General features: G+C 55.7%; 22 protein-coding genes. 12 read left to right on the top strand and 10 right to left on the bottom strand.

Features of this window, described 5'->3' with window-relative positions; genetic code table 11:
• The first annotated feature begins 2 nt into the window (after window positions 1-2).
• Genes AC27IT_RS03875 through AC27IT_RS03855 form a run of 5 tightly spaced genes read left to right on the top strand, consistent with a single transcriptional unit; the run spans window position 3 to window position 3625 of the window.
• Window positions 3-833 carry an electron transfer flavoprotein subunit beta/FixA family protein gene (locus AC27IT_RS03875; RefSeq protein WP_005833793.1) on the top strand — a complete coding sequence of 277 codons (831 nt, stop codon included), beginning with the start codon at window positions 3-5 and terminating at the stop codon, window positions 831-833.
• Window positions 830-1852 (top strand): electron transfer flavoprotein subunit alpha/FixB family protein, encoded by a 1023-nt coding sequence (locus tag AC27IT_RS03870; protein ID WP_005833791.1) that lies wholly within the window; start codon window positions 830-832, stop codon window positions 1850-1852. The genes AC27IT_RS03875 and AC27IT_RS03870 overlap by 4 nt, the downstream gene beginning before the upstream one ends.
• Window positions 1845-3140 carry an FAD-dependent oxidoreductase gene (locus AC27IT_RS03865; protein ID WP_197187659.1) on the top strand — a complete coding sequence of 432 codons (1296 nt, stop codon included), beginning with the start codon at window positions 1845-1847 and terminating at the stop codon, window positions 3138-3140. The genes AC27IT_RS03870 and AC27IT_RS03865 overlap by 8 nt, the downstream gene beginning before the upstream one ends.
• A complete protein-coding gene (locus AC27IT_RS03860; protein ID WP_005833787.1) occupies window positions 3140-3436 on the top strand; it encodes a ferredoxin family protein in 297 nt (98 codons plus the stop codon). The genes AC27IT_RS03865 and AC27IT_RS03860 overlap by 1 nt, the downstream gene beginning before the upstream one ends.
• Before the next feature lie 15 nt (window positions 3437-3451).
• Window positions 3452-3625, top strand: coding sequence for a hypothetical protein (locus AC27IT_RS03855; protein ID WP_005833785.1), 174 nt, complete (start codon window positions 3452-3454; stop codon window positions 3623-3625).
• A 22-nt stretch (window positions 3626-3647) separates the two neighbouring features.
• Here AC27IT_RS03855 and AC27IT_RS03850 read toward each other — a convergent pair whose 3' ends face one another.
• The 4 genes from AC27IT_RS03850 to AC27IT_RS03835 form a co-directional block, all read right to left on the bottom strand.
• A complete protein-coding gene (locus AC27IT_RS03850) occupies window positions 3648-4034 on the bottom strand; it encodes a M67 family metallopeptidase (RefSeq protein ID WP_197187660.1) in 387 nt (128 codons plus the stop codon).
• Between the two features lie 287 nt (window positions 4035-4321).
• Window positions 4322-7177, bottom strand: a complete 2856-nt coding sequence (locus AC27IT_RS03845; RefSeq protein ID WP_431809264.1) for a hypothetical protein — start codon at window positions 7175-7177, stop codon at window positions 4322-4324.
• 167 nt (window positions 7178-7344) lie between these two features.
• A complete protein-coding gene (locus tag AC27IT_RS03840) occupies window positions 7345-8547 on the bottom strand; it encodes a BMQ_0737 family morphogenetic spore coat protein (protein WP_487091604.1) in 1203 nt (400 codons plus the stop codon).
• 106 nt (window positions 8548-8653) lie between these two features.
• Entirely contained in the window at window positions 8654-9538 is an 885-nt protein-coding gene (locus AC27IT_RS03835; RefSeq protein WP_327945324.1) for a glycosyltransferase family 2 protein, read from the bottom strand.
• 143 nt (window positions 9539-9681) lie between these two features.
• On the opposite strand from AC27IT_RS03835, the gene AC27IT_RS03830 reads away from it, so the two are divergent.
• The gene (locus AC27IT_RS03830; RefSeq protein WP_340673226.1) at window positions 9682-11262 is read left to right on the top strand and encodes a hypothetical protein; all 1581 of its coding nucleotides are present in this window, start codon (window positions 9682-9684) and stop codon (window positions 11260-11262) included.
• Between the two features lie 55 nt (window positions 11263-11317).
• On the opposite strand, the gene AC27IT_RS03825 is transcribed toward AC27IT_RS03830, so the two are convergent.
• The gene (locus tag AC27IT_RS03825; RefSeq protein ID WP_340673225.1) at window positions 11318-12415 is read right to left on the bottom strand and encodes a peptidoglycan-binding protein; all 1098 of its coding nucleotides are present in this window, start codon (window positions 12413-12415) and stop codon (window positions 11318-11320) included.
• Between the two features lie 94 nt (window positions 12416-12509).
• Here AC27IT_RS03825 and AC27IT_RS03820 point away from each other — a divergent pair, with 94 nt between their 5' ends.
• Window positions 12510-12854: a DUF1360 domain-containing protein gene (locus tag AC27IT_RS03820; RefSeq protein ID WP_005833772.1), complete on the top strand. Its 345-nt coding sequence runs from the start codon at window positions 12510-12512 to the stop codon at window positions 12852-12854.
• A gap of 6 nt (window positions 12855-12860) precedes the next feature.
• Here the strand turns inward: AC27IT_RS03820 and AC27IT_RS03815 are convergent, their stop codons facing one another.
• Both AC27IT_RS03815 and AC27IT_RS03810 read right to left on the bottom strand, forming a co-directional pair.
• Complete coding sequence (locus AC27IT_RS03815) at window positions 12861-14048, bottom strand: glycosyltransferase family 2 protein (RefSeq protein WP_283858990.1); 1188 nt, start codon at window positions 14046-14048, stop codon at window positions 12861-12863.
• Between the two features lie 197 nt (window positions 14049-14245).
• Window positions 14246-15094 carry a DUF1698 domain-containing protein gene (locus AC27IT_RS03810; protein ID WP_340673224.1) on the bottom strand — a complete coding sequence of 283 codons (849 nt, stop codon included), beginning with the start codon at window positions 15092-15094 and terminating at the stop codon, window positions 14246-14248.
• A gap of 216 nt (window positions 15095-15310) precedes the next feature.
• Between AC27IT_RS03810 and AC27IT_RS03805 the strand changes: the two genes are divergently transcribed.
• The 5 genes from AC27IT_RS03805 (at window position 15311) to AC27IT_RS03785 (ending at window position 20502) form a co-directional block, all read left to right on the top strand.
• Window positions 15311-16159 carry a hypothetical protein gene (locus tag AC27IT_RS03805; RefSeq protein ID WP_025848183.1) on the top strand — a complete coding sequence of 283 codons (849 nt, stop codon included), beginning with the start codon at window positions 15311-15313 and terminating at the stop codon, window positions 16157-16159.
• Between the two features lie 180 nt (window positions 16160-16339).
• The gene (locus tag AC27IT_RS03800; protein ID WP_005833764.1) at window positions 16340-17710 is read left to right on the top strand and encodes a sugar phosphate nucleotidyltransferase; all 1371 of its coding nucleotides are present in this window, start codon (window positions 16340-16342) and stop codon (window positions 17708-17710) included.
• A complete protein-coding gene (gene rfbG / locus AC27IT_RS03795) occupies window positions 17707-18810 on the top strand; it encodes a CDP-glucose 4,6-dehydratase (protein ID WP_007783317.1) in 1104 nt (367 codons plus the stop codon). Before AC27IT_RS03800 ends, rfbG begins: the two co-directional genes overlap by 4 nt.
• On the top strand, window positions 18807-19574 hold the full coding sequence (rfbF, locus tag AC27IT_RS03790) for a glucose-1-phosphate cytidylyltransferase (RefSeq protein WP_283858992.1): 768 nt from the start codon (window positions 18807-18809) through the stop codon (window positions 19572-19574). The genes rfbG and rfbF overlap by 4 nt, the downstream gene beginning before the upstream one ends.
• A 31-nt stretch (window positions 19575-19605) precedes the next feature.
• A complete protein-coding gene (locus AC27IT_RS03785; RefSeq protein WP_005833759.1) occupies window positions 19606-20502 on the top strand; it encodes an NAD-dependent epimerase/dehydratase family protein in 897 nt (298 codons plus the stop codon).
• A 78-nt stretch (window positions 20503-20580) separates the two neighbouring features.
• On the opposite strand, the gene AC27IT_RS03780 is transcribed toward AC27IT_RS03785, so the two are convergent.
• From AC27IT_RS03780 to AC27IT_RS03770, 3 genes are read right to left on the bottom strand one after another with little or no spacing between them, the layout of a single operon-like run.
• Window positions 20581-22008 (bottom strand): FkbM family methyltransferase, encoded by a 1428-nt coding sequence (locus AC27IT_RS03780; RefSeq protein ID WP_327921029.1) that lies wholly within the window; start codon window positions 22006-22008, stop codon window positions 20581-20583.
• 24 nt (window positions 22009-22032) lie between these two features.
• Window positions 22033-23139, bottom strand: a complete 1107-nt coding sequence (locus tag AC27IT_RS03775; RefSeq protein WP_221843294.1) for a glycosyltransferase family 4 protein — start codon at window positions 23137-23139, stop codon at window positions 22033-22035.
• The gene (locus AC27IT_RS03770; protein ID WP_487091603.1) at window positions 23136-24092 is read right to left on the bottom strand and encodes a GDP-L-fucose synthase family protein; all 957 of its coding nucleotides are present in this window, start codon (window positions 24090-24092) and stop codon (window positions 23136-23138) included. Before AC27IT_RS03770 ends, AC27IT_RS03775 begins: the two co-directional genes overlap by 4 nt.
• Window positions 24093-24099: the final 7 nt, after the last annotated feature.

The following is a 24099-nucleotide window of genomic DNA, read 5'->3' as shown; positions in this document are numbered from 1 at the left end:
TCATGCTGCACATCGTAGCTTGTATCAAGCAGGTGCCGGACACGAAGATCATCAAGATGAATCCGAAGACAAACACGATGGACCGTGCCAGCGCACCTGCGATTCTCAACCCGTATGACGCACACGCGGTAGAGGAAGCAGTCCGTTTGAAAGAGCGTTATGGAGGCGTAGTTTCCGTGGTGACGATGGGACCACCGCCAGCGGTAAAAGCGATCCGCAAATGCGTCGAGATCGGTGCAGACGCTGGCTACCTGGTGACGGACCGCGCGTTTGCCGGGGCGGATACGCTGGCGACGAGCTATGCGATCACCAAGGCGATCGAGAAAATCGCGGAGACACAGCCCGTTGACCTGGTCATCTGCGGGAAAATGACGATTGACGGCGACACGGGTCAGGTCGGTCCGGGAGTGGCGAGAAGACTCGACATTCCTCCGCTCACCAACGTAAAAAAAGTGGTCGAGGTCAACAAGGAGCAAGGCTTCGCCATCGTTCACCGCAAGCTGGAAGACGGCTATGAGGTCGTCCAGTCTTCCTTGCCCTGCCTGTTTTCCGTCGAAAAGGAGATCAACGAGGTGCCGTACTCGCCGCTGCCGAACATGCTGCGCGCAGCCCGGTACAATCCGGTTGTCTGGTCGGTGAACGACCTCGGAGATATCGACCGGAGCCTGCTCGGCCTGAAAGGCTCGCCGACGATCGTGGCGAAGGTATGGCCGCCGGAAAAGCCAAAGGGAGGGGAAATGCTGGAGGGCACCCCGCAGGAGCAGGTTGAGCGCTTGATGGAAGTCCTTCGGGGAAAACAGACGTTGTTTCGTGTGAAGGAGGGGCAGGCATGAATCTGGACGATTATCGGGGCATCTGGGTGTATCTGGAGGCGCGGGAAGGGCGGATTGCACCCGTGTCGCTCGAATTGCTTGGGGCAGGCCGGCAAATGGCGGACAAACGGGGCGTGCCGCTCGCTGGTCTGTTGATCGGAGAGGGCGTGACGGAGCTGGCGCCAACCGCTTTTCCGTACGGGGCAGATCAGGTGTACGTCTACGACGACCGCATTTTTGCCGACTACCGCACAGAGTCGTACATGCGCGCGGTCATCGAGTGCGTGCAGAAGCACAAGCCGGAAATCATTTTGTACGGAGCGACTTCGACGGGCAAAGATTTGGCGAGCGCCGTCGCTACCGATCTGGAGACAGGGCTGACGGCCGACACGACGATGCTTGACGTCAATGCGGAGACAGGGCTGCTCGAAGCCAGCCGCCCGGCGTTTGGCGGAAACATCATGGCGACGATTTTGTGCAAAAAGCACCGCCCGCAAATGGCGACGGTTCGTCCGAAAGTCATGAAGGCGCTCGAGCCTGATCCCACCCGAACAGGCGAGGTGATCCGCGAGAGCATCCAGCTTGCGGAAGAGGACATTCGCACCAAAGTATTGAAAATCGTGCGGGAAACGAAGGAAAAGGTCAGACTGGATGAAGCGGACGTCATCGTGGCGGGAGGAAAAGGACTGGGGAGCAAGGAAGGCTTTGCCCTCATCCACCGTTTCGCGGAAGCAATCGGGGCGACGGTCGGGGCGAGTAGGGATGCCGTGGAGGCGGGATGGATCGATCATGCCCATCAGGTCGGACAGACAGGCGTGACGGTGACGCCGAAAATTTATTTTGCGATCGGGATTTCCGGCGCGATCCAGCACCTGGTCGGCATGCGCAACTCCGGACTGATTATTGCGATCAACAAAGATCCGAACGCGCTGATTTTCCAGGCTTGCCACTACGGGATTGTGGGCGATGCGTTTGAAATCGTGCCGTTGTTGATGAAAGCGTTCCAAAAGGAGCCGGACAGGGAGGTTACGTATGGCTGAGAAGTTTGACGTGATTGTAGTCGGTGCAGGTCCGGCCGGAACCGCTTGCGCCTACACATTGGCGAAGGCTGGCGTCAATGTGCTGTTGATGGAGCGCGGCGAATACCCGGGGTCGAAAAACGTGATGGGCGGGGTGCTGTACCGCAAGACGATGGAGGACATCATCCCCGGATTTTACAAGGAAGCGCCAGTCGAACGGCCCATCGTCGAACAGCGCTTCATGATGCTGGATAAGGAATCCGCCCTCAACTTCAGCTACAAAGGTCTGGAGTGGGCGCAGGAGCCTTACAACAACTTCACGGTGCTGCGGGCCAAATTCGACCAGTGGTTTGCGGAAAAAGCGGTGCAGCAAGGAGCGCTTTTGCTCAACGAGACGGTGGCCCTATCTTGTATCGTCGAGGACGGCAAAGTAGTCGGGATCAAGACGGACCGCCCCGATGGCGACGTCTATGCCGATGTGGTCGTCCTCGCAGACGGGGTCAATTCGCTTTTGGCCAAATCGCTCGGCTTTCACAAGGAATTTCGGCCGGACGAGGTTGCGCTGGCCGTCATGGAAGTGCTCAAGCTGGATCGCAAAATTATCGAGGACCGCTTTAATCTGGAAGGCGACCACGGCTGTACGATCGAAATTTTCGGCGACTCGACCAAAGGGATTCTGGGCACAGCCTGGCTGTACACGAACAAGGACAGCCTGAACATCGGCGTGGGCACGATGCTGTCCGGGCTGATTAAGCACAAGATCAAGCCGTATGAGCTATTGGACTACGTCAAGAACCACCCGATGATTCGCCCGTACCTGCAAGGCTGCGAGCAGCAGGAGTACCTGGCTCATCTCATCCCGGAAGGCGGCTATCGCTCCATGCCCAAAGTCGTCGGCAACGGCGTGATCGTCGTCGGCGACGCCGCACAGCTTGTCAATGCGATCCATCGCGAAGGCTCGAACATGGCGATGGCTTCCGGGGTCATGGCGGCGGAAACGATTTTGACCGCCCGAGAAGCCGGGGATTACTCGGAAAAAATGCTCGGGTCGTACCGGACCAACCTGTTGAACAGCTTTGTCGGCCAGGATTTGAAAAAGTACAAGGACGCTACGCATCACTTTGAAAAGTCCCCGCACTACTTCGAACGGTACATCCCGATGATGAACCGGGCGGCCAGCCAGATGTTCACGGTCGATGGCAGCTCGAAGTGGAGCAAGCAGAAAAAAATATGGAGCGACCTGGGCAGCGCCAAGGACAAGTGGAAAATGGCGCGCGATCTGATGAATGCATGGAGGGTGATGAAGTGATGACGCAAATACCCAAAGGGCAATCGATCGAGGAAAAGCAGTATCTCGTTCGCTTCAAGGCCGACACCCAGTCGCATCTGCACGTGCTGAGCGCGGATGTATGCGCGACGCAGTGCCCGGATAAGCTCTGTACGATCTTCTGTCCGGCGGAGGTGTACAAATGGGAAGAAATGCGGATGCACGTGGGATACGAGGGGTGCCACGAATGCGGAAGCTGCCGCATCGGTTGTCCGTACGAGAACATCAAGTGGGAGTATCCAAAGGGCGGCCACGGGATTATTTTCAGACTCGGATAATGGGCGGCGATACCGGTGATACAAGTAGGCGATGGGGTCGTATTTGTGAAAGATGGTGCCAGAGGTGTCGTCATCAACATCGACCAGGAACGGTGTCAGGTGTTGTGGGAAGATGATTTTGTCAGTTGGGAACAGCGGGAATGGCTGATCGTCACGACAATAGAACAGACAGAACGGCGGGAGCGATGACCCCGCCGTTCTGTCTGTTTTTTTATTCAAGCTGGAGAGGGCATGAAAAGGCCCTCGCCCCCCAAATGCGATAACAACCGAGTGCAGGCTTTGGCGAAGCAAGGGAGACGATGAGATAGGCCGCTTCCGGATAGTTGGCGTGGGCGATGTCTTCCGTGGACGGCACGGGTGGAGCAGTTGGATGGGAATGGTAGATTCCGACCAGATTTTCCCCCCGGAATGCGATTTTTTGCAGCACCTTCTGGATTTGCCGCGTGTTCATGGCAAAAGCGTCGGGTCGCTTCAAAATGTTTTCCATCCGCCAGATGGTTTCGGCGCTGCCGCCTCTTCCCGAAAGCAAGCCGCATGCCTCATACGGTTTTTCTTCCTGGCAATGCCGGATCATTTCTTCCCACACAGAACGGGTCATGGAAAAGGGTGTTTTTACTGCATTAGCCTTGCCAACGCCTGCCGCAGCATCCCCCGGTTGTTTTGGTTTGGACAATGGGTTTGACGTTGTGCACAGGCCCGGATTTTGGCAGTGGCGATGGCGGCATTCCCAAAGGACGCATGCCTTGGCGAACGGGGCGTTGCTGACGCTGATTGTAAAGTGCGCGAAGTTGATCTGGTGTCATGGATATCCCTCTCTTTCTGTACTGTACTATGTTTTATTCAGCAAGGCGCCGAGTGGTAACGGCTATGGCACATTGGGGCAGGTCACTTGAACGGGTTGAATGTGTTCCCTTGCTGGGTGTGCGGCGGCATCTGGAACGACAGGGGAGTGGAAGACGAGACGTTTGCCGTCGAATGGCTGGTGCTCGGCATTTGGCTCAGCGCCTTGTTCGCCCGCGCTTCCTTTTGGCTGAAGTCTTTTATAGCTTGTCTGTATTTCTCCTCTTTCTCCTGGTGCTCCTTGACTAGCTGTTTCAGCCCGGCGACTGTCTTTTTCAAGACAAGCTCCTGAATAGTAATTTGCTCAAGCTGCTTTTCTTTTTCTTTGAGCTGCTGTTTAAACGACTGGATGGTGTCTTCGAGCCGCTTGTTCCAACTGCTTTCCTCTTTCTGCTGCTGGGTCAGCTTTTCTTCGGCGGTGCGCAGTTGTCGCAGCGTCTGGTCGTGCTTGCTGCTCAATTCCGCGTAGCTTTTGGCCGCCGCTTGCAACTCGGCGTCTTTTTGCTCAAGCGTCTGTTTCCACGACGCCTCCTGCTGTTCCCAGTGCGTGATACTCGCTTCGAGCTGTTGCTGCTTCGCCAAAAGCTGAGTCTCGTGATCGCGCGCGGCTTCGAGTTGTTGGGCAGCGACTTCGAGTTGCTTGGTTGCCGTTTCCAGTTGGCGGGTCGTAGCATCGAGCTGCGAAGAGGTGCTTTGCCATTGCGAGGTCGCGTCTTCCAACTGCTTGCTCGTTTCGTCGAGCTGCTGTGTGGCGGTGTGGAGCTGTTCAAGCGTCTGGTCGTGCTTGTCGCTCAGTTCCTGATAGGCGAGGCGAGCCGTTTGCAGCTCGGCGTCTTTACGGTCCAGCTTTTCTGTCCAGATCAGCTCCTGCTTCTCCCAATGAGCGATAGCACTCTCGAACTGCTGTTGCTTCGCCAAAAGCTGCGTTTCGCGATCTTTGGCAGCTTCGAGCTGTTCGGAAGCGGCGTCCAGTTGCTTGCTCGTTTCGTCAAGCTGGGCAGAGGTGCTTTGAAGCTGCGAGGTCGCGTCTTCCAACTGCTTGCTCGTTACGTCGAGCTGGGCAGAGGTGCTGTGCAACTGCGAGGTCGTATCTTCCAACTGTTTGCTCGTTTCATCGAACTGCTGTGTGGCGGTGTGGAGCTGTTCCAGCGTCTGGTCGTGCTTGTCGCTCAGTTCCTCGTAAGCTTGCTGGGCTGCTTGCAGCTCGGCGTCTTTTCGGTCCAGCTTTTCTGTCCAGATCAGCTCCTGCTGCTCCCAATGAGCGATAGCACTCTCGAACTGCTGTTGCTTCGCCAAAAGCTGCGTTTCGCGATCTTTGGCAGCTTCGAGCTGTTCGGAAGCGGCGTCCAGTTGCTTGCTCGTTTCGTCAAGCTGGGCAGAGGTGCTTTGAAGCTGCGAGGTCGCGTCTTCCAACTGCTTGCTCGTTTCGTCGAGCTGGGCAGAGGTGCTGTGCAACTGCGAGGTCGTATCTTCCAACTGTTTGCTCGTTTCATCGAACTGCTGTGTGGCGGTGTGGAGCTGTTCAAGCGTCTGGTCGTGCTTGTCGCTCAGTTCCTGATAGGCGAGGCGAGCCGTTTGCAGCTCGGCGTCTTTTCGGTCCAGCTTTTCTGTCCAGATCAGCTCCTGCTGCTCCCAATGAGCGATAGCACTCTCGAACTGCTGTTGCGTCGCCAAAAGCTGCGTTTCGCGATCTTTGGCAGCTTCGAGCTGTTCGGAAGCGGCGTCCAGTTGCCTACTCGTTTCGTCAAGCTGGGCAGAGGTGCTGTGCAACTGCGAGGTCGTGTCATCCAACTGTTTGCTCGTTTCGTCGAGCTGGGCAGAGGTGCTTTGAAGCTGCGAGGTCGCGTCTTCCAACTGCTTGCTCGTTACGTCGAGCTGGGCAGAGGTGCTGTGCAACTGCGAGGTCGTATCTTCCAACTGTTTGCTCGATGCATCGAGCTGCTGTGTGGCGGTGTGGAGCTGTTCCAGCGTCTGGACGTGCTGGTCGCTCAGTTCCTCGTAAGCTTGCTGGGCTGCTTGCAGCTCGGCGTCTTTTTGCGCCAGTTGCCCTTGCAACTGTTCCAACTGGGTAAGCTGCTCCTGCTCGATCTGCTGCGCGCTCTCGTATTCGGTGTGCATATGGTCAAACGCTTTTTTCCATGATTGTTCCTGCTGCTCCAGCCGGGTAATCGCCTCGAGCAAATGCTGGCGTTCCGCAAGCAGTTCTTCCATATTACTGCGCTGCTGTTGCTGCTCTTCATGCAGTTTCGCATTGATTTGCTCCTGGGAGGCGATAATCTGCGTCAATTCAGCTTCTTTTTGCCTCGCGCTTTCCAGTTGCTTTAGCGCGTGCTCGCTCGCAGACTCGAATGCTTTCAGCTCGGCCAGCCGCTGCTCCCATTGCGCTTCTTTTTTCTCGAAGCTCTCCACCCTGCGCTGCAGCAGTTCAATATGCTCCCGCAAGTGGGCTTCCTGGGCCTCGTGCTTGGAGAGCGCCTCTGCCAGACGGGGAGACTTTTCCTGGTTGTGTATTTCTTGTTTCAACTCTTCGATCGTTTGCTTCAGCTTGCCTTCCCGGTCTTTATAGGCGGCAATGGCCTTTTCGCGCTGCTGCGACAGGTTCTGGTAGTGGTCGAGCTTTGCTTCCAGCTCGGCGAGCAGCTTTTGCGACTGATCGGTGTACTGTTGCCATTCATTTGCTTTCTGATCCAGCGTGGAAAGCGTCTGCTGCAGCTCCTCCAGTTGGTTTTGGTACTCCTGGTTTTCCTGGCTGATCGCTTCTATTTGTTCTTCAAGCTCCACGACGCGCAGGCCCAGTTGGTTTGCTTTGTCTTCGTAGTAGTACGCCTGTTTTTTCAGCAAAAGGAGCTTCTCGTTTCCGGCTTTGGGCTTGCTTGTGCTGGAGGTTCTCTTTTTAAGCACCGTGTTGTCCTCCTTTTTTCCGTAAGATGATCCTCTATAGACATATGTGACGCATGCAAAATGGTGCATGTATCCCGGTAGAGCAAACGAAACCGCAGACGAAACGCAAAAAAGGGAGAAGCCATGGCCTTCTCCCGGTAGGAAAGCATTTATTGGTCGCGGAGTCTTTACGGTGTGGTGATGACGATATCCTGGAAGGTGACGCAATCGCGCACAAGCAGTTGCTCGTCTGGAACGATGGTGATGTTGCCAGAGAAGACGAGAACGCCGTTTGTATCGGTCAGAGTCAGGATTATGACGTCCGGCAGGCCAAGGCCAGTTTCGGCGAGAGTCAACGAGTAGGTCAGGATCTCTTGGGTGCCGGTTGCGGTAAACGTTCTTACCCCGGTACCTGTCACGACGAGACCAGTCAACAGCTCGATGCCTGGCAGGACGGTAATGCATGTCGGCGAACTGATCGAAGTCGGCGAGAAGTTGAAGCTTTGGTCGCCCAACAGATCAGTAAGGACAGTGTCAAAGAAGTTAAAGGTAAACGAGCTGCTGGACGGATCGCAGCTTGGGCAGATGTCGGCGATCAGTTGGATAGTACCGACGGCGAGTTCGAGCGGGATACCGATGCTGATCGAAACGTTCGAAATCAGTGCGTTCACGGACGCCTGGCAATCGCAGTTGCGAACTGGGAAGATTGGCGGGCATTGTGGCGGGAACGTGATCGGCGGGCAACGGAAGGAAGGCGTTGGCGATGGTACAGGAATGTTGTTAGGACGTGGCGAGCAGAATTTGGCCAGCACTTCCAGTTTGACTTCCGCTTCGACCTGGATTTCCACGCAGACAATGACATCGAGTTGAACCATGCCGCCGAGGAGGACGTTTCCAGTTGGGTTGCACTCCAGGGCGCTGATGCGGCAAACGATGTTGTCCTCGTCGAGTGGTTCAGGCAGGCAGAGTACGACCTCCTGATCGAACTGGACGGTTGTCGTGAACTCGCAGAGTGGGGTTCCGTCTGCGAATATACGCACGACAACGGTTGCGCCGAACACGAAGCGGACGACACCTACGCGAACGGTGGCTCCATTGACGGTGATGTTTTCACGGCGAATGCTGACGACATTGCAAGAAGGTCCGGGAGACACAGGCTCCACGCACGAAATCGTGATTTCTTGCCCAGCGCGAATAGCTGCGTCCACAAGAGCTCGACAATCGTCGGGAAGGGCAATCTTGTTGCGGTAGCTGTTAGCTAGAACGACCCAGTCGTACACCTTTTGGACGCGAATACACTCTTCCTGAAGGTTGTTCGGGATCGGAGGAGTAGCGGTCGGCGTCGGTGTAGGGAGCTGGCGACCCATAATGGGCTTCACAGGATGTTTCACCGTAAGAATCCTTCCTTTCCTAGGGGATTTGCTTTGCAGTTACATACTATGTGGGCAAGGGGAAATTTGCTTGTCAACGAATGCCCATTTTTAGGTGAAGGACGGATCAAAACGGGATCTGGAACTGTTGGAAAAACCAGTTGTCATCGCGCTTGCGCTGGGCGAGGTAGCGGATTCGCTGGGCCGCTGCGCCGGAGGTGAGGACGTCGTCTTCGATCTCGTTCGCATTCGCGTACACGATGAGCTTTTTCGTCGCCTCGATCCGCTGTTCGTTAAAATGGCTGTACGCCATCCGCAGCATGTTGTAGTAGATGTGCTCGTGCACCACTGTATAAGGATGGGTTTGCCGGAACAGGTGCAAAATTTTCACGGAAGGATGGACCAGGCAAGTGAATCCGAACAGCCACATTTTGATGGAAAATTCGATGTCTTCAAAGCCCCAGACGCGAAAGCCGCGATCAAAGCCGCCCACCTTCAAAAACGCCTCCCGCGTGACGAGAAAGCAGCCCCCTGGCAAAATCGCGACCGGAGAAGGGCGATGCGGGTTCGGATACCAGACGACGCCGAGCTTCTGATCGAGCTTTTGGCCGTAGCCGATCTTGTGCGGCTCGGTCATGGAGGCGATTCCCGGGGCGACGCCGTCCGCCTTTTTCGTGAGAACCAGCTCCAGCATGCGGTCGATCCAAAAGTTTTCAAAAGTGAGGTGAGCATCGCAAAAGATCAAATATTTTCCACGCGACTGCTCCACGCCCAGATTTCTCGCGGCAGCGGCCCCGATGCCTTCTGTCGTAATCAGCTTGATGTTTTTGCCGGTTTCCTGTTGGCGCAAAAAATGACAGCCATTATCAGTAGAAGCATCATCGACCACGATGACTTCATAGCTCATATTCGTTCTCGTATTGACGAGGGAAGTCATCGTGGAGCGCACATTGTCTCCTTCATTTTTTACAGGAATGATGATAGAGATCAGCGGCGGTTGCTCGACGGACATATGACCACTCCTTTCTAGTTGCCATGGTATGCCGTACAGCCTGGGAAGGAACGCCCAGTGCCAAAATTGCTCACTTTTGCCACTGGGCGTTCATACAATATGGCGGAGTGAGTTTAGCTAGTGTCGTAAGGGAGTGAACGGAGATGGACGTCGAGGTCTACTACAGCGGGCAGCGTGGCGGGACGATGCCGTACGCGGCTCTGCCTGCTTTTCGCTTATTTTGCAAGCAAAACGGATTTCAACTGAAATGGGACCCGAAACAAAAACGGATTGATCTGGATTCGGGATTGAAAGGCAAGGTTTGCGTTCTCTTCACAGGAAGCTCTGCTACAGAAGCCGCCTATGAATGGGAAGTGCTGGGCAAGGTGCAGCGGTTCGTCTCCGATTATGGCATGGAGGTCGTGCTGACGAAAAACAACCTCGCCCTCGCCAAAAATACCGATATCGCGATTAGGTTCAGCATGAAGGAGCTGCGTCTGCTGGAAAAACCGCGGCTCGTTCTGTATCCGCACGAGAACGAGCGGCAAAGGGAGCTCATCAGATGCCTGCAGGCAGAGCTGAAGCAGACCGGAATCCCTTGCCAGCAAAAGGTGAGCAAAGGCTCAAAGCAAACTAGCGGAATCGTGCACATCCAACTGCAAATTCCGCTGCATACCGAAGTGCATCGCCGCAGGACGTATGGGGAAAAAATTGCTTTCTACCTCGCTTCGGGAATTTTGGAGTATATGCAGAGCGGCTTGCGCATTCAGCCGCTGGCCTACCTCCCGCCGAACATTTTGAAGCTGTTTTACTCCAGCGTATGGACAACGGAAGAAAGCCGTGCCGCAGATTCGACGACGCTGGCAGATGCTGAGGCGGAACTGCTGGATGAGGTAGAGCTGCTGCTTGATCGGCCGGAAGCGCACGAGGATGAGCGGGATGGAAAAGAGGAAAGCGAGCAGCAGGAAGCGGCTTTGCTGGCGGTTGAAAACGAAGGGGAGGAACGGGCGACCCAGGCGGTAGCGGGGCAGGCTGACGCGGGAACCGTGGAGCAGGCAGAAGCGGCGCAGCGAGCAGGAACCGTGGAGCAAGCAGAAGCGGCGCAGCGAGCAGGAACCGTGGAGCAGGCAGGAGCGGCGCAACAAGCGGGAGCCGTGGAGCAGGCAGGAGCGGCGCAACAAGCAGGAACGGTGCAGGTGCTGCAAGCAGAAGCAACTGCTCTTATTCCAATAGAAGCAACTACATCCGACCAGCCTCAAGAACCGTCCACAGAACCGCGGACGGCGGCAGAAGTGTTTTTCGACTATACGCTGATCCACTCCGACTCAGCCGAGAAGCCGTACTTGTTGATCGGCACGCTGCAAGTCAAAAATACGGGGACAGAGGTGCTGTACAACCCGATCGTGTGCCTGCGGGTGACGCCTGCCGATTCGATCAAGATGGGCGGGCAAATTTTGCCGCCAAAGCTCGTGGAAACGTTGGCCGTGCAAGGAAGCAACGGCCTGAAAGGCTGGAGATACCTCGACGACGACTGGTTCGCGCAGGCGATGGAGCGGGGCGAATACTGGATTGCGCCCATCCAGCCAGTGGTGATTCCCCCGCAGTCGGCAGAATCGTTTCAAAACTTCCAGGTTTCCTTCCTGAAGCAAGAGTCGGGCAAAGCGATCGTCGTGGAAGGAATCGTCCTCTGCAACGATCAATCGGTGCATTTTTCCGCCAACAACCGGATCGCTGTGTCGTTTTGAGCAAAAAAAAGCCACCATTTCGGAAGCGAAATGATGGCTTTTCCATTCGGGTGGTTTACTTTTTCAAAAACATTTGCACGAACGTTTTTCCGTGCGGGCCGCCGTTCACGACAGCAATCCCGACGTAGTCGTAGGTGGAGCTGACGATGTTCGCCTTGTGGCCCGAAGAGTTCATGAACATTTGATGGGCGCCGCTCACGGACGGATTTTGGGCAATGTTTTCTGCGGCCGCAATATAATGAATACCAAAGGTGTCCATCATCTGGAAAGGCGAGCCGTACGTCGGAGAGGTGTGGCTGAAGTAGCCTTTGCTGACCATTTCCTGCGCCTTGACGCGCGCTACTTTGACCAGTTGCATGTCTACCTGATACGGAGCGAGTCCGCGGCTCGCGCGCTCCTGGTTCACCAGTTGCACCATTTCTTTTTCGTCTGCCGTAAGCTCGGCAGGCAACGGCACTTGTGCGCCCGTGTCCGGCTTTTGCGGGGTTTCCGGCTGGGTTGGCGTCGGCGCTGGAGTTACTGGCGGCTTCGGCGTTGGAGTTGGTGCCGGGTCTGGCTTCGGTTGATTTTTGTTGTTCTTGTACTGGGTTTCAATCGCTTTGTACGTCTTCGCATCTGCTTCACCCGTCAACGTTTGCTTGTTGCGGGATTGGAACAGCATGACGGCAAAACGGGTCGAGTCGTCGAAATTGCCTGTCGCAGTTACCTTGTAGCCCAGGTCGGCGAGCATCTTTTGCAAATCTTTGACGCGCTCACCTGTGGAGCCCAGCTTGAGCGTCACCGACTGGTCGGCTGGCTGGGAAGGTTTGGCAGGTGTTTCCGGCTTTGGCGCAGGCTTTTTCGCAAGCGCATTGTACGTCTTTTTCAGCTTGTCGTAGGTAGCCTTGTTGACGATTCCCGTTTGCTTGAGCTTGTATTTCTTTTGAAATTGCTTGACGTTGTAAACCGTGTCGGCGGTATAAAGCTTGTCTACTTTCAGCTTATGGTCGAAGTGCAGGGCATCGAGCATTTTTTCCACTTCGAGTACACGCGCATTATTCATCCCTTTTTTCAAAGGGGAAAAAGTCGTTTTGGCAAAGGCTGGTTGTCCGATCATGGTGAAGGTGACGGACAGGGAAAGGATAGCTGCAATCTTCGAAATGTTGCGATTCATGTCATCACGCCTTTCTCTGGTTTGTCGCCCTCCCATGGTACTAGAGATTCCACCGCAAAGAAAACCACAAAATATTGGAAAGAGGGAAAAGTGGATGTTTGGCATCTCGTGGATTGACCTGGTCATTCTCGTGTTGGCCAGCTTTCGTCTCACTCATTTGATCGTCTATGACGAAATCACTTCTTTTCTGCGCAAGCCATTTTTTACCGTCGTGTACGAAGCGGACGCCAGCGGGCAAATGAATCGCCAATACCGGTTCAAAGGAGGAAAAGTGCGCCGCTGGATTGGCGAGCTGCTCAGTTGCCACTGGTGCATGGGCATGTGGGTGGCCGTATTGACGGTGGCGGTGTACGCGTATGTACCAGCCGCCTACCCGATTCTGCTCCTGCTGGCAATCGCGGGAGCGGCGGCCGTCATCGAAACGAGACTGTACATGTGAAGTCTGTCACGCTCTGGAAAACGTTTGGTACACCACAAATTCATCGTGGGAGAGCGGAATCACTTCTTCGGCCTGATAACCTCCGACCAGCCTGTTTTGCAAGGACGGGACAGACGATGGGGTGATGAGCGAAGAAGAGATGTCTACGCGATGAACGTTCGTGCGCGGATCGAGCGGAATTTCCAGGGCGAACTGCGATTTTTCTACGGTAAATGTCTTGGCTCGCCCCCCGTTTACGAGCGCAGTCAAGTGAAAAGGTTTTTCCAGCTTCGCGCGGGCCGCGGGAACTTGGCCTTTAATGAGCAGGATGTGCGCGGGATTCGCCGGATCGGACTGGACGATAATGCGCAGGACAGGGGGAGCCCATGAGCCGGCAAAACGGTTCATGCTCGTGACTTGCGCGGAATTGGAAGGGAACGACTTGTATATTTTCAACAGGTCAATGACGCCCATCCCGCGATATTGCGAGACGTGTGACACCCAACCGCTGGGAATGCTCAAATAATGCTTGGCGAGCGACTTGAACACTTCCGGAATCCCGACCGAGTGCCACTGGGTCGTCGACTTGCAGGTTGCGTGGATGCGCGCGTTGGCGAAAAACTCCGGGACGAAGCCGATCTGATGAAACTTGGCGATCCGCATCCAGAGTTCGTAGTCCATGCAAAAATGCAGCTTTTCGTCCACGCCGCCCATCTGCGCGATGACGTGGCGGCGAATAAAAGCAGCGGGCTGGCAGATGCAGCAGGTGTAGTACAACTGCTTGGAATCGGCGTGCGAGGAAGGAAATGTGTTGACGGCCTGGCTGTGTTCATTGATGACCTGGCATTTCCCATGAACCATTCCCCAAGCCGGGTGTTGCAAAAGCGCGTTAACCGCCTTGCGGATCGCTCCGGGAAGATAAGTATCGTCCGAGTTGAGCCAGCCGATGATCGTTCCTTGCGACATCGTAAAGCCTTTGTTGAGCGCATGAGATTGCCCGTTGTCCGGCTCGGAAATATATCGGAAGCGGCTGTCCGCGTTGGCGTATTCCTGCAAAATGGCGAGTGTACCGTCTGTCGACCCGCCGTCGATCACGATCATCTCCAGATTCGGGTAGTCCTGGAGAAGCACGCTGTTGATCGTCTCGCGAATAAATTTTGCCTGGTTGAAGGAAGGGGTTACGATACTGACGAGAGGTAGCTGCCCACTAGACACTTCTGTCACTCCTTTCCAAGAAGTCAGCGCAGCAATAAACAGCACGCCTGCAATACAATATGTACAAGAACCGGATTTTGCATCGGGATACTTTTCTTATTTTTGTGGGCGGCAAAAAGCAAGCAGGTGTGCGCCCTCGCGATGGTGAGGGAGCGCACACCCGGTTGCCCGTCCACAATGCCTCGTGCGTACAGCGATTACAGGTAGTCAGGAACCAAGCCCGGATTACGGTAAATGCGCAGCAGCTCCGCATACGAATCGGCGGCGGTTTCGCGCCCGCTGATCGCTCTTGCCACCATGGTGACGCGGCCGATCGGATAGTTGTTTTTCGTTCCCGAGCTGATCGTCGAGATGCTTTGCGGCAATACTTCAAACAGCGTGCTGGCGAGCATTTCCCGCAAGCACCTGATGGAAGGAATCCAGTAGGTGGTGATGTCGTGATAGATTCGGGTCATGTTGCCGGGAGGGCCGTTGTAGATCATTTTTGATTCGTTGTCGTCCAGGATGCAGGCGGTCTCCAAAAGCAGATGTCCTCCCGTCTTGATGACGCTGCGCGCTTGCGACAACGTCCACAGCGGATCGCGCACGTGATAGAGGAGGCCGGTATGCTGAACGATATCGAACAAGTTGTGGCGGATTTGCTGCGGGAACGGCAGCGGAACGGTAAAATCGTCCATCAGCAGCACTTTCAGCCCTTCCCACAGGTTGTACGGAGAAATGTTATACAACGGGAGCACCTTGCTGCCGAGAATGTCTTTGCACAGTTCAAAATTGGAGTACAGAGGCTGCATGCAATCGGTAGCGACGACAAGCGAGGCGCCGAGCTTCTCTGCCTTGAAAGCCCACATCCCGTCAAAGCTGGCGATGTCCAGCACGCGTTTGCCCGTGTAGTTGATGTGTGCTCTGGACTTGCGCGTACTCTCCCAGAGCGGCTCCAAAATTTTCAGGCCGGGGGTGGCGATCCCAGGGCGCAGTTGAATTTTATGGTACCATGTACGTTTTCCGATCTCGGCCAGGATTTCCCTGTCTGTCCATGTTCCTCCCACTCATGTACCTCCTTCGAGAAAATCGGCTGACTATGCCAAATAGCGATCATGCTACATTACGATATGAACGTCGCAGATGGCGGGAAACGGGTGTAATCCCCCATTCTCTGGCACAGGGCGGCGGATTTAGGCAGCAGGCGCAAGCAGTGGCCGTTTCCGCCGCAGCCAAAAACGCATAAGGTGAAGGAAAAATGAATGAACAGGAGGGGTGCACCGATGACCTTGCCTATCATTTTCATGCACAGGGGCGATGACGACTATCTAGCCTACAGCTTGCGGCAAGCAAAGCTCAGCAACCCCCAATCTCCCGTCTACCTGCTCGGCAAAGAGGCGAATCGCAAACATGCCGCTCCGGGCATCATCCATGTTCCGCTGGATTCGTACATGCAGACGGCGCAAATGTTTGCGAAGGTGTATCGGCACATGCATGTCATGAGCTACGAATATAATCTGTTCTGTTTTCAGCGCTGGTTTATTCTCCGCGACTTCATGCGCAAAAACAGGCTGCAGAGCTGCTTTTACCTGGACTCGGACGTGATGCTCTACACCAATGTCAATCAGCCCGAGTTTCAAGCGTTTTCCATGGAGTTCGCGTGGACAAGTTTCATAGGCTTGGACACGCTGGATCGATTCTGCAACATGACGATGCAATATTTTGTGAACCCGCAAATGTTTCGGCTGCTTGTGCAGAAGACTCTCGAATTCGACCAGGTGATCGAAGGGGTGCCACTTGTGTCGGATATGGTGCTTTTTCTGCTTTACTTCCGCTCTTACTCCGGCAGATCACATACGCACGGGACGTTTGGCGATGCCTTTTTCGACGAAAATTTGAATCGACCGCTCTGGGCCGAGAGTCTGGCAGGCAAGAAAAAAGTGTATGCAATCGACGGAAAGCTTTTTTGCAAGGATCTGGCCAGCGGTGCCTTCAAGCGGTTGTACTCGCTGCATTTTCAAGGGCTGACGGCCAAAAGCTACATGAAAGACTTCTGGTTTCCGCACATTCCCCAGCAGCCGGGAATCTACTTTTACGACTACGCCGCAGTCAAGTGGACCGCGCAGGCGTGAGCTGCCGCAATCCGATAGAGGCCATGCCCCGACCTGTAGCGTCGGGGCGTTTGTCTGGTAGGCGCGGTTTGCGGAAAAAAAGCGGGAGAACAGACCATTTTCACTCGCAAAACGGTCACCCTCTACCATCGTTTCATATGATGATTCATGCATGAAGTTTAACGGACAGAGGTGGCCTGGATGAAACTGGTGTTGCTATCGGGCGGTTCGGGCAAAAGACTGTGGCCGCTCTCCAATGATGTTCGCTCCAAACAGTTTTTGAAGCTGATTCGCAACGGGGAAAGCGAGCCGGAGTCCATGGTTCAGCGGGTGTGGAGGCAACTAGCTTCCAATCAATGTCTGGATATGGCCTATATTTCGACGAGTCAATCGCAGGTGGATCTCATATACAACCAACTGGGGCCGAATGTGCCGCTGATTTTGGAGCCGCAAAAAAGGGATACGTTTCCCACAATCGCGTTGATTGCCAGCTATTTGCACAGTGTCGAGCATTTGGGGCCAGACGAGGTTGTCACCGTCATGCCCGTAGATTCGTTTGTGGAGGACCATTTTTTTCAAAAGCTCAAAGGATTGGAGCGCGTCATCAAAGAGTCGGGAGCAGACCTCGCGCTGATGGGCGTCGCGCCGACGTATCCTTCAACCAAGTACGGCTATATCATTCCGGTCCAGACGAAAAAAGGTCCGCAAAGCTGCCTGCAGGTCGAGCGTTTTACCGAAAAGCCTTCTGTGGAGGCGGCAAACAAGCTGCTGGCGCAGGGCGCGCTGTGGAATTGCGGCGTTTTTGCGTTTCGCCTGGGCTATTTGCTGGGCGAATTGCAGAAGAAAAAGCTGCCTGTCGACTACGATGAGCTAGTCGCGCGCTATTTGGAGCTGCCGAAAATCAGCTTTGACTACGAGATTGTCGAGAAAGCCAAGCATGTCGTGGTCGTGCCCTACGAAGGCGACTGGAAGGACCTTGGGACCTGGAACACGCTGACAGAAGAGATGAGCGACAGCTCGGTTGGGCGTGTGCATCTGGAAGAGAGTGCCAACACGCACGTCATCAACGAATTGGACTTGCCGATTGTCACGATTGGCCTGTCGGATGTCGTTGTGGCCGCCAGCCCGGACGGGATTCTCGTCGCGGCAAAAGACAAAAGCCATATCGTCAAAGACATTGCCAACGACTGGTCGCGGCGGCCGATGTTCGAAGAGCGCAGGTGGGGCTGGTACCACGTCTTGCAGTTTCAGAAAATGAACGACAAGGTCGAGGTGTTGACCAAGCAGCTTCACCTGCACGCCGGAAAAAATTTGAGCTACCAATACCATCATTTTCGCAGCGAAGTCTGGATGATCGTGGAAGGCGAGGGCGATTTTGTCCTGAATGACCGTCTGCTCCGCGTCAAGCCTGGCGATGTGGTCGAAATCCCGGCAGGAGCCAAGCATGCGATCAAGGCGATAAGCGACCTGGATATTATCGAGGTGCAAATGGGCAGCAAGCTGGTCGAGGACGACATCGTTCGGCTGGGCATGAGCTGGCACGACATTATGGAAATGGTCAGTGAAGCATGATGCGACCAGACGCGACCTTTTGGCGAGGAAAAAAAGTGTTTCTGACGGGGCATACCGGCTTCAAAGGCTCGTGGATGTGCCTTTTGCTGCATGCGCTCGGCGCCCGGGTGACCGGCTACGCGCTGCCAGCGCCGACAAAGCCGGGTTTGTTTGCGCTGTGCCGCATCGACTCGTTGATTCATTCCGTGACAGGCGATATTCGCGCCAGCCAAAAGCTGACGGAAGAACTGCTCGCTGCAAGGCCCGACATCGTCATCCACATGGCTGCCCAGCCGCTGGTCGGGATGTCGTACGCCGAGCCTGTCGCTACGTATGAGACGAATGTGATGGGGACGGTGTACTTGCTGGAAGCGGTTCGTTCTGCGCGCGAGGCAGGGATTCCGGTCAGGGCGCTCGTCAATGTCACTACCGACAAATGTTACGAAAACAAAGAGTGGACGTGGGGGTATCGGGAGGTGGACACGCTGGGCGGGCACGATCCGTACTCCAACAGCAAGGCGTGCGCGGAATTTGTGACCGCCTGCTACCGGGCCTCCTTTTTTCAGGGGGGAACAGCGCAGGCTGATTTGCCGCCGATCGGCATTGCGACCGCACGCGCTGGCAATGTCATCGGCGGCGGCGACTTTACGCCTGGCCGCCTTGTTCCCGATCTGCTCCGCAGTCTGCTCGACGGCGAGCCGATGCAGCTTCGCCAACCGCAGGCGATCCGTCCCTGGCAGCATGTTTTGGAATCGCTGCACGGATATTTGCTGCTCGTGCAAAAGCTGTGCGAAGACAGCCAGCGCTACTCGGCGAGCTGGAACTTCGGGCCGGATGCGGACGATGCCAAAACCGTCGAGTGGCTGGCGGCGCGGCTGTGCGAAAAATGGGGGGCGCAGGCGACCTATCACATCCCCGACCGCGCCGCCTACCATGAGACGACGTCCTTGAAGCTGGACAGCTCCAGGGCGCGAGAGCTTTTGCACTGGCGGCCGCACTGGACAGTCGAGCAGGCGCTGGACCGCATCGTCGAATGGACAAGAGCCTACCAGCGCAAAGAAGACATGCGGCAGGTGTGCCTTGCGCACATCGAGCAATACAGAAAGGAGGGGGCTTCATGAAGGTCGTCATTTTGGCTGGCGGCTATGGCACGCGAATCGGCGAAGAATCGCAGCTTCGGCCGAAGCCCCTGATTGAAATCGGGGAAAAGCCGATCATTTGCCACATCATGTCCATCTACTCGAAGTACGGGTACAACGACTTCGTCATTTGCCTCGGCTACAAAGGCTACATGATTAAAGAGTATTTCGCCCATTATTTTTTGCACCAGTCGGATGTGACGTTTGATTTTCGCCAGGGCAACGAAGTCATTTTGCACAATCGCTGCCGCGACCCGTGGAGGGTGACCTTGATCGATACGGGCAAAGATACGATGACGGGCGGCCGGATCAGGCGGATTCAGCCGTTCATCGGCGACGAGCCGTTTATGCTCACGTACGGCGATGGAGTAGGCAACATTGATATCGCCGCGCTCGTCGCCTATCACCAGTCGCACGGCAAGCTGGCGACGATTACCGCTGTGCAGCCTCCGGGCAGATTTGGCGCGCTCGACCTTGCTGCCAGCGGACAGGTCAAAGGTTTCCAGGAAAAGCCGAGTGGCGACGTGGGCTGGATCAATGCCGGATTTTTCGTGTTGCAGCCGGAGGTCTTTTCCTATCTGGCTGACGACGCGACGGTTTTTGAGCAGGGGCCGCTGGAGCAACTGGCGCAGGACGGGAAGCTCGCTGCCTATCGGCACACAGGCTTTTGGCATCCGATGGACACGCTGCGCGACAAAAACTACTTGGAGTCTTTATGGAAAAGCGGAAAAGCGGAGTGGAAGTAGCGCGGCCAGACGAGGCAAAAGGGGGCCGATTATGAAAGTATTGCTCACCGGAGCGACGGGCTTTTTGGGCAGCCATCTGGCGCGAGCGCTGCTGCGGGAGGGCCATCAGGTGACGATCTTGAAGCGGAGCACCTCGGATTGCTCTCGGCTGGAAGATATCGCCAGTGAGCTTGCCGCCTGCGATGCGGATGCGGCAGACCTGCTTTCTGTTTTTTCCCGGCACGGCCCTTTTGACGCCGTCATTCATGCCGCAACCGCTTACGGACGCCGGGACGAGTCGGACGCGGCGCTGGTGGAAGCCAATGTGCTGTTCCCTCTGCGCCTGCTCCACGCATGCTGCGAGCAAGGAACCGGGTTGTTTGTGAATACCGATACGTTTTCCCGCGCTTCCCTGGCTGCGGGCGCGACGCATTTGGCGGGCTATCATCTGACGAAAAAGCAGTTTGCCGAATGGGGAGCGCTCACCGCCAAACAGCACGGACTGACGTTTGCCAATATGCGGCTGGAACATGTGTACGGGCCAGGCGACCAGCCCGATAAATTCATCCCGTTCATCATCCGCCAATGCATGCGGGACGGGGCCAGGATCGCCCTTACTTCCGGCGAGCAGAAGCGCGATTTTGTGTATGTGGCTGACGTAGTGGAGGCGTATTTGCTCGTGCTGCGGCAAAAAGACTCGCTGCCAGCAAGGTACATGGACTATCAGGTGGGAACGGGCAGCGCGACCACGGTTCGCGAGCTGGTGGAAAAAATCCATTCGCTGACCCGCTCGACGGCGCAACTGCAATTCGGAGCACTGGCGCAGCGGCCGGGGGAGCTTATGTGCTCACAGGCCGACACACGCGCGCTTCAGGCGCTTGGCTGGCAAGGAAGAGTGTCGATGGAGGAAGGCTTGGCGCTGACCTTGCAACAAACAGCGAAAAATTGAAAACAACCCGGCTGCGCCCTTTCGTTTCGGGGGAGGCAGCCGGGTGTTTTTTTCGTCGGGGTTTTCTTTCGCTGCGGATCAAAGCAGGATCGTTTTGTTTGTGCAAAACAGGTCGCCGTGAAACGGCTTGATGGCATCCAGCAGTTGGGTGTACGAGGTGATTTTCATCAGCCCGCCATCCCGTTTTATCAGGTACAGATGCGAGTAGAGGGCGAACAAGCAGAGGAACAGCTCATTCGGGTCCTTGCCGAAATACCCGCGCAAGTTGTCAGGATTGAACTCGATGACCAGATCGGGGTCAAACGTTTTGAATGTCTCCATGCCCCCCTGCAATACTTGGATTTCGGAGCCTTCCACATCGAGCTTAATCAGGTCGATTCGCGACAGGCTGCGAGCGGCGACCCAGTCGTCCAGGCGCGTGCACGAGATCGTGTTCGTAGCGGCAGAGGTCGCTTCGCTGGCGATAAACGACCAGCCTCCCCCGCGATCCACCTCGCAAAACTCGATGATGCCGTTTCTGTCAAATACGCCGAGCGGAACAGGCTCTACGTTGCTTGCGCCATTGTCGTGCAACGTTTGCTTCATAAAGGCGAGGTTGACGGCAGAAGGCTCGAACGCGTACACCTTGCCGCGCGGCGCCAGATGGCTGAGCGCGAGCGAGATTGTGCCGAGATTGGCGCCGATGTCCAGGCACGTGTAATCGGGCTGGACGACGCGCTTCAGGACGTTGAGTACGTATTCTTCGTATAGGCCGCCCGCCATTTCGATGTAGTACAAAACGCTTTGGTCGGACGAGCTGCCGTGAACGAGAAACGATTTGTCGTCAAAAGGCAAGCGGAAGGTGACCGTTTTTTGCGCATTTTGCGGGATCGGCGTGTAGATGCGGATAATGTCGTCCTTGACCTCGAAGTGCAAATCAGGGCGCAGGTCGGCAACGTATTGCTTCAGTTCGGCGATGGTCGGGTAGTCTTTCAAGAGCGGGTTCGAGCCGATGAAGCAGCGGGCGTCGTCGATGAGAATGACGTGATTGCGAACGGGATGGGACAGGATGGCCGCCAGCTCCTCTAAAATCGGCGTATCCAGATTGCCTTTGGCGGATTCGGTCGACAGCGGGATGTAATGTCCGTCCAGCCAGAACAGGCAAGGCTCCGTGATGGAAGCGAGCAGCTCGGGCAGCACCTTGCTGCTGTCTCCGTGCAGGATGGATACGTGCTCGTCGGCGGCAAAATGGGTTTTGGCGGCGAGGTACAGGGCGGGGTCCAGCTCAATGGAATAAATGCGCGAGAACGCCGCCTTTTGCGCAGCTACCATGTAACCGCGGTATGTGCCTGTCTCAATGAAGGTGCGAATCTGATGGCGTTTTCCGTAGTCGGTGACGGCTGCGGTTTTGACCTCGTACTGCGGGGATTCCAGCAGCCAGAAATCCCACGTCTCCTGAGCGGTGAGGGGAAACGGAATGCGCAACTCCTGTTGCCACACCCGCCGGATTTCGTCCATACGTGACATGAGCATGCTCCTTTCGTGATTGCGTTATTTTCCTGCCACCTGGTGCAAGACAGCGAGTGTCTGCTGCGCGCATTTGGACCAGGAAAACTTGCTCGCTTGCTGCAATCCTTTGGCGATGAGCCCAGAGCGCACTTCCTCGTTTTGCACTTCGACCATTTTTCTGGCGATGTCTTCGGGAGAAACCGGGTCGAATGTCAAGGCGGCGTCTCCGACGATCTCGGGAATGCTGCCGTTGTTCGAGCAGATGATCGGCAGCTCGGTCCGCATCGCCTCAACGAGCGGGATTCCGAAGCCTTCAAACAAGGACGGGAAGCAGAGGAAGTTCGCGTTGCGGAACAAATACGGCATTTCCTCCTGCAAAATGTAATCCAGCCACGTAATCTGGTCGGACAGTTGATGCTGGTTGATCGTCGCCATGACCTGCCCGTGCGCTTCCTGCGGCGCTCCGGTGAACACCATGTGGATTTTGAGCTTGTGCTCGTCGCGCAAATAGGCGAGTGCCTGCAGCAGCGAGACGTGGTTTTTGTGCCACCACGTGTTGGCCGGATAAAAGCCGTAATGCGCAGGCAGCTTGTATTTATGCCGGACAAGCTGATTTTTCGTCTCGTGGAACGGCAGGGTGAACTCATGCGCAGAGTCGAGATGGATGGCGTGCACGCGATTCGCCGGAACCCCGAATTTGGCGACGATGCTCTCCCGCGAGTATTCCGACAGAGTCAGCACCGCATTGGCTTTCAGCGCGGACGATTGGTAGGTCGACTTGCGCCACTGCAAGGAGTTGTCGTCGAAAAACTGCGGGTAAAACTCGTGCTGGATGTCGGGAATGTTAATGACGCTCGGAATGGAGACGTCAAACGGGTTCAACACCAAGAGCGGGCAAAACCACAGATCGAGGCGAAGGCCGCGAATCCAACTGTGGAACTGCTTGTGCGCATCAATGTGGTCGTGCATCATCACCTTCTGGATTTTCGGATGGTTGGGAAAGGTGTGGTAGTTGGTCTTGGTCAAAAACAAGAACCACTGGTTTTGATCGCCGCTTTGGATGGAGTAGGCCAGCAGGTTGCGCACGTACTGCTCCATGCCGCCGATTTTTCCGGGAATGCAGGCAAGCAGGTTCACTCCGATTTTCACAGTGTCTTCACCTCTTCGTCGCGCCTGTGCCGGCGGTACCAGTCGATCGTCTGCTGCAAGCCCGAGAGCAGCGGAGTGGAGGCGGTAAAACCGAACGCGGCTGTCGCTTTATCTGTCGCGAGCTTTCGCCGCGGCTGTCCGTCGGGCTTGCTTGCATCCCACACAATCCGGCCTTCGTACCCGCACAGCTTTTGAATCGTTTCGGCCAGCTCGCGAATCGTCATTTCCTCGCCAGAGCCGATGTTGACCGGATCAGAGGAGTCGTAGTGCTGTGTGGCGAGCACGATCGCGCGTGCGGCATCCTCTACATAAATAAACTCGCGGGTGACGTTGCCCGTGCCCCAGAGCACGATCTCGTCTCTGTTCTGTTCCTTGGCTTCCAGACATTTGCGGATGATGGCCGGAATGACGTGCGATGATTCCAGATCGAAGTTGTCGTGGGGACCGTACAGGTTTACGGGCAGCAAGTAAATGGAGTTGAAGCCGTACTGCTCGCGATACGCCTGCGATTGCACCAGCATCATTTTTTTCGCCAGGCCGTACGGGGCATTCGTCTCCTCCGGGTAGCCGCTCCACAAGTCTTCCTCCCGAAAAGGGACGGCCGCAAACTTCGGGTAGGAGCAGATCGTCCCGATGGCGACAAACTTTTTCACGCCAAACAGCCTCGCTTGCTCCATGAGCTGGGTGCCCATCATCAGGTTGTCGTAAAAAAAATTGCCGGGGTTTTTTTGATTGGCGCCAATCCCTCCTACGACAGCAGCGAGATGGATGATGATGTCCGGGGCAAAAGTTTGCAACATGTGGACGATGTCGTCTTCTTTGCGCAAATCAAAGTCGCGGCTTCTCGGCACGAACACATGCTGACAGTGCCGGGCTTGCAACTGGCTTAGCACATGCTTTCCGAGAAAGCCTGCTCCGCCGGTAACGACGATTCGTTTGTCCGACAGATTCATGAAAGCA

It is taken from the genome of Brevibacillus sp. YAE8 (assembly GCF_057543335.1).
The sequence above is the reverse complement of the archived record's forward strand: the minus strand, read 5'-3'. Positions and strand labels throughout refer to the sequence as shown.

Coding starts and splice junctions, on each gene's coding strand:
- AC27IT_RS03875 (WP_005833793.1), top strand. CDS start 3: ATGCTGCACATCGTAGCTTGTATCAAGCAGGTGCCGGACACGAAGATC.
- AC27IT_RS03870 (WP_005833791.1), top strand. CDS start 830: ATGAATCTGGACGATTATCGGGGCATCTGGGTGTATCTGGAGGCGCGG.
- AC27IT_RS03865 (WP_197187659.1), top strand. CDS start 1,845: ATGGCTGAGAAGTTTGACGTGATTGTAGTCGGTGCAGGTCCGGCCGGA.
- AC27IT_RS03860 (WP_005833787.1), top strand. CDS start 3,140: ATGACGCAAATACCCAAAGGGCAATCGATCGAGGAAAAGCAGTATCTC.
- AC27IT_RS03850 (WP_197187660.1), bottom strand. CDS start 4,034: ATGACCCGTTCTGTGTGGGAAGAAATGATCCGGCATTGCCAGGAAGAA.
- AC27IT_RS03835 (WP_327945324.1), bottom strand. CDS start 9,538: ATGTCCGTCGAGCAACCGCCGCTGATCTCTATCATCATTCCTGTAAAA.
- AC27IT_RS03830 (WP_340673226.1), top strand. CDS start 9,682: ATGGACGTCGAGGTCTACTACAGCGGGCAGCGTGGCGGGACGATGCCG.
- AC27IT_RS03825 (WP_340673225.1), bottom strand. CDS start 12,415: ATGAATCGCAACATTTCGAAGATTGCAGCTATCCTTTCCCTGTCCGTC.
- AC27IT_RS03820 (WP_005833772.1), top strand. CDS start 12,510: ATGTTTGGCATCTCGTGGATTGACCTGGTCATTCTCGTGTTGGCCAGC.
- AC27IT_RS03805 (WP_025848183.1), top strand. CDS start 15,311: ATGACCTTGCCTATCATTTTCATGCACAGGGGCGATGACGACTATCTA.
- AC27IT_RS03800 (WP_005833764.1), top strand. CDS start 16,340: ATGAAACTGGTGTTGCTATCGGGCGGTTCGGGCAAAAGACTGTGGCCG.
- rfbG (WP_007783317.1), top strand. CDS start 17,707: ATGATGCGACCAGACGCGACCTTTTGGCGAGGAAAAAAAGTGTTTCTG.
- rfbF (WP_283858992.1), top strand. CDS start 18,807: ATGAAGGTCGTCATTTTGGCTGGCGGCTATGGCACGCGAATCGGCGAA.
- AC27IT_RS03785 (WP_005833759.1), top strand. CDS start 19,606: ATGAAAGTATTGCTCACCGGAGCGACGGGCTTTTTGGGCAGCCATCTG.
- AC27IT_RS03780 (WP_327921029.1), bottom strand. CDS start 22,008: ATGTCACGTATGGACGAAATCCGGCGGGTGTGGCAACAGGAGTTGCGC.
- AC27IT_RS03770 (WP_487091603.1), bottom strand. CDS start 24,092: ATGAATCTGTCGGACAAACGAATCGTCGTTACCGGCGGAGCAGGCTTT.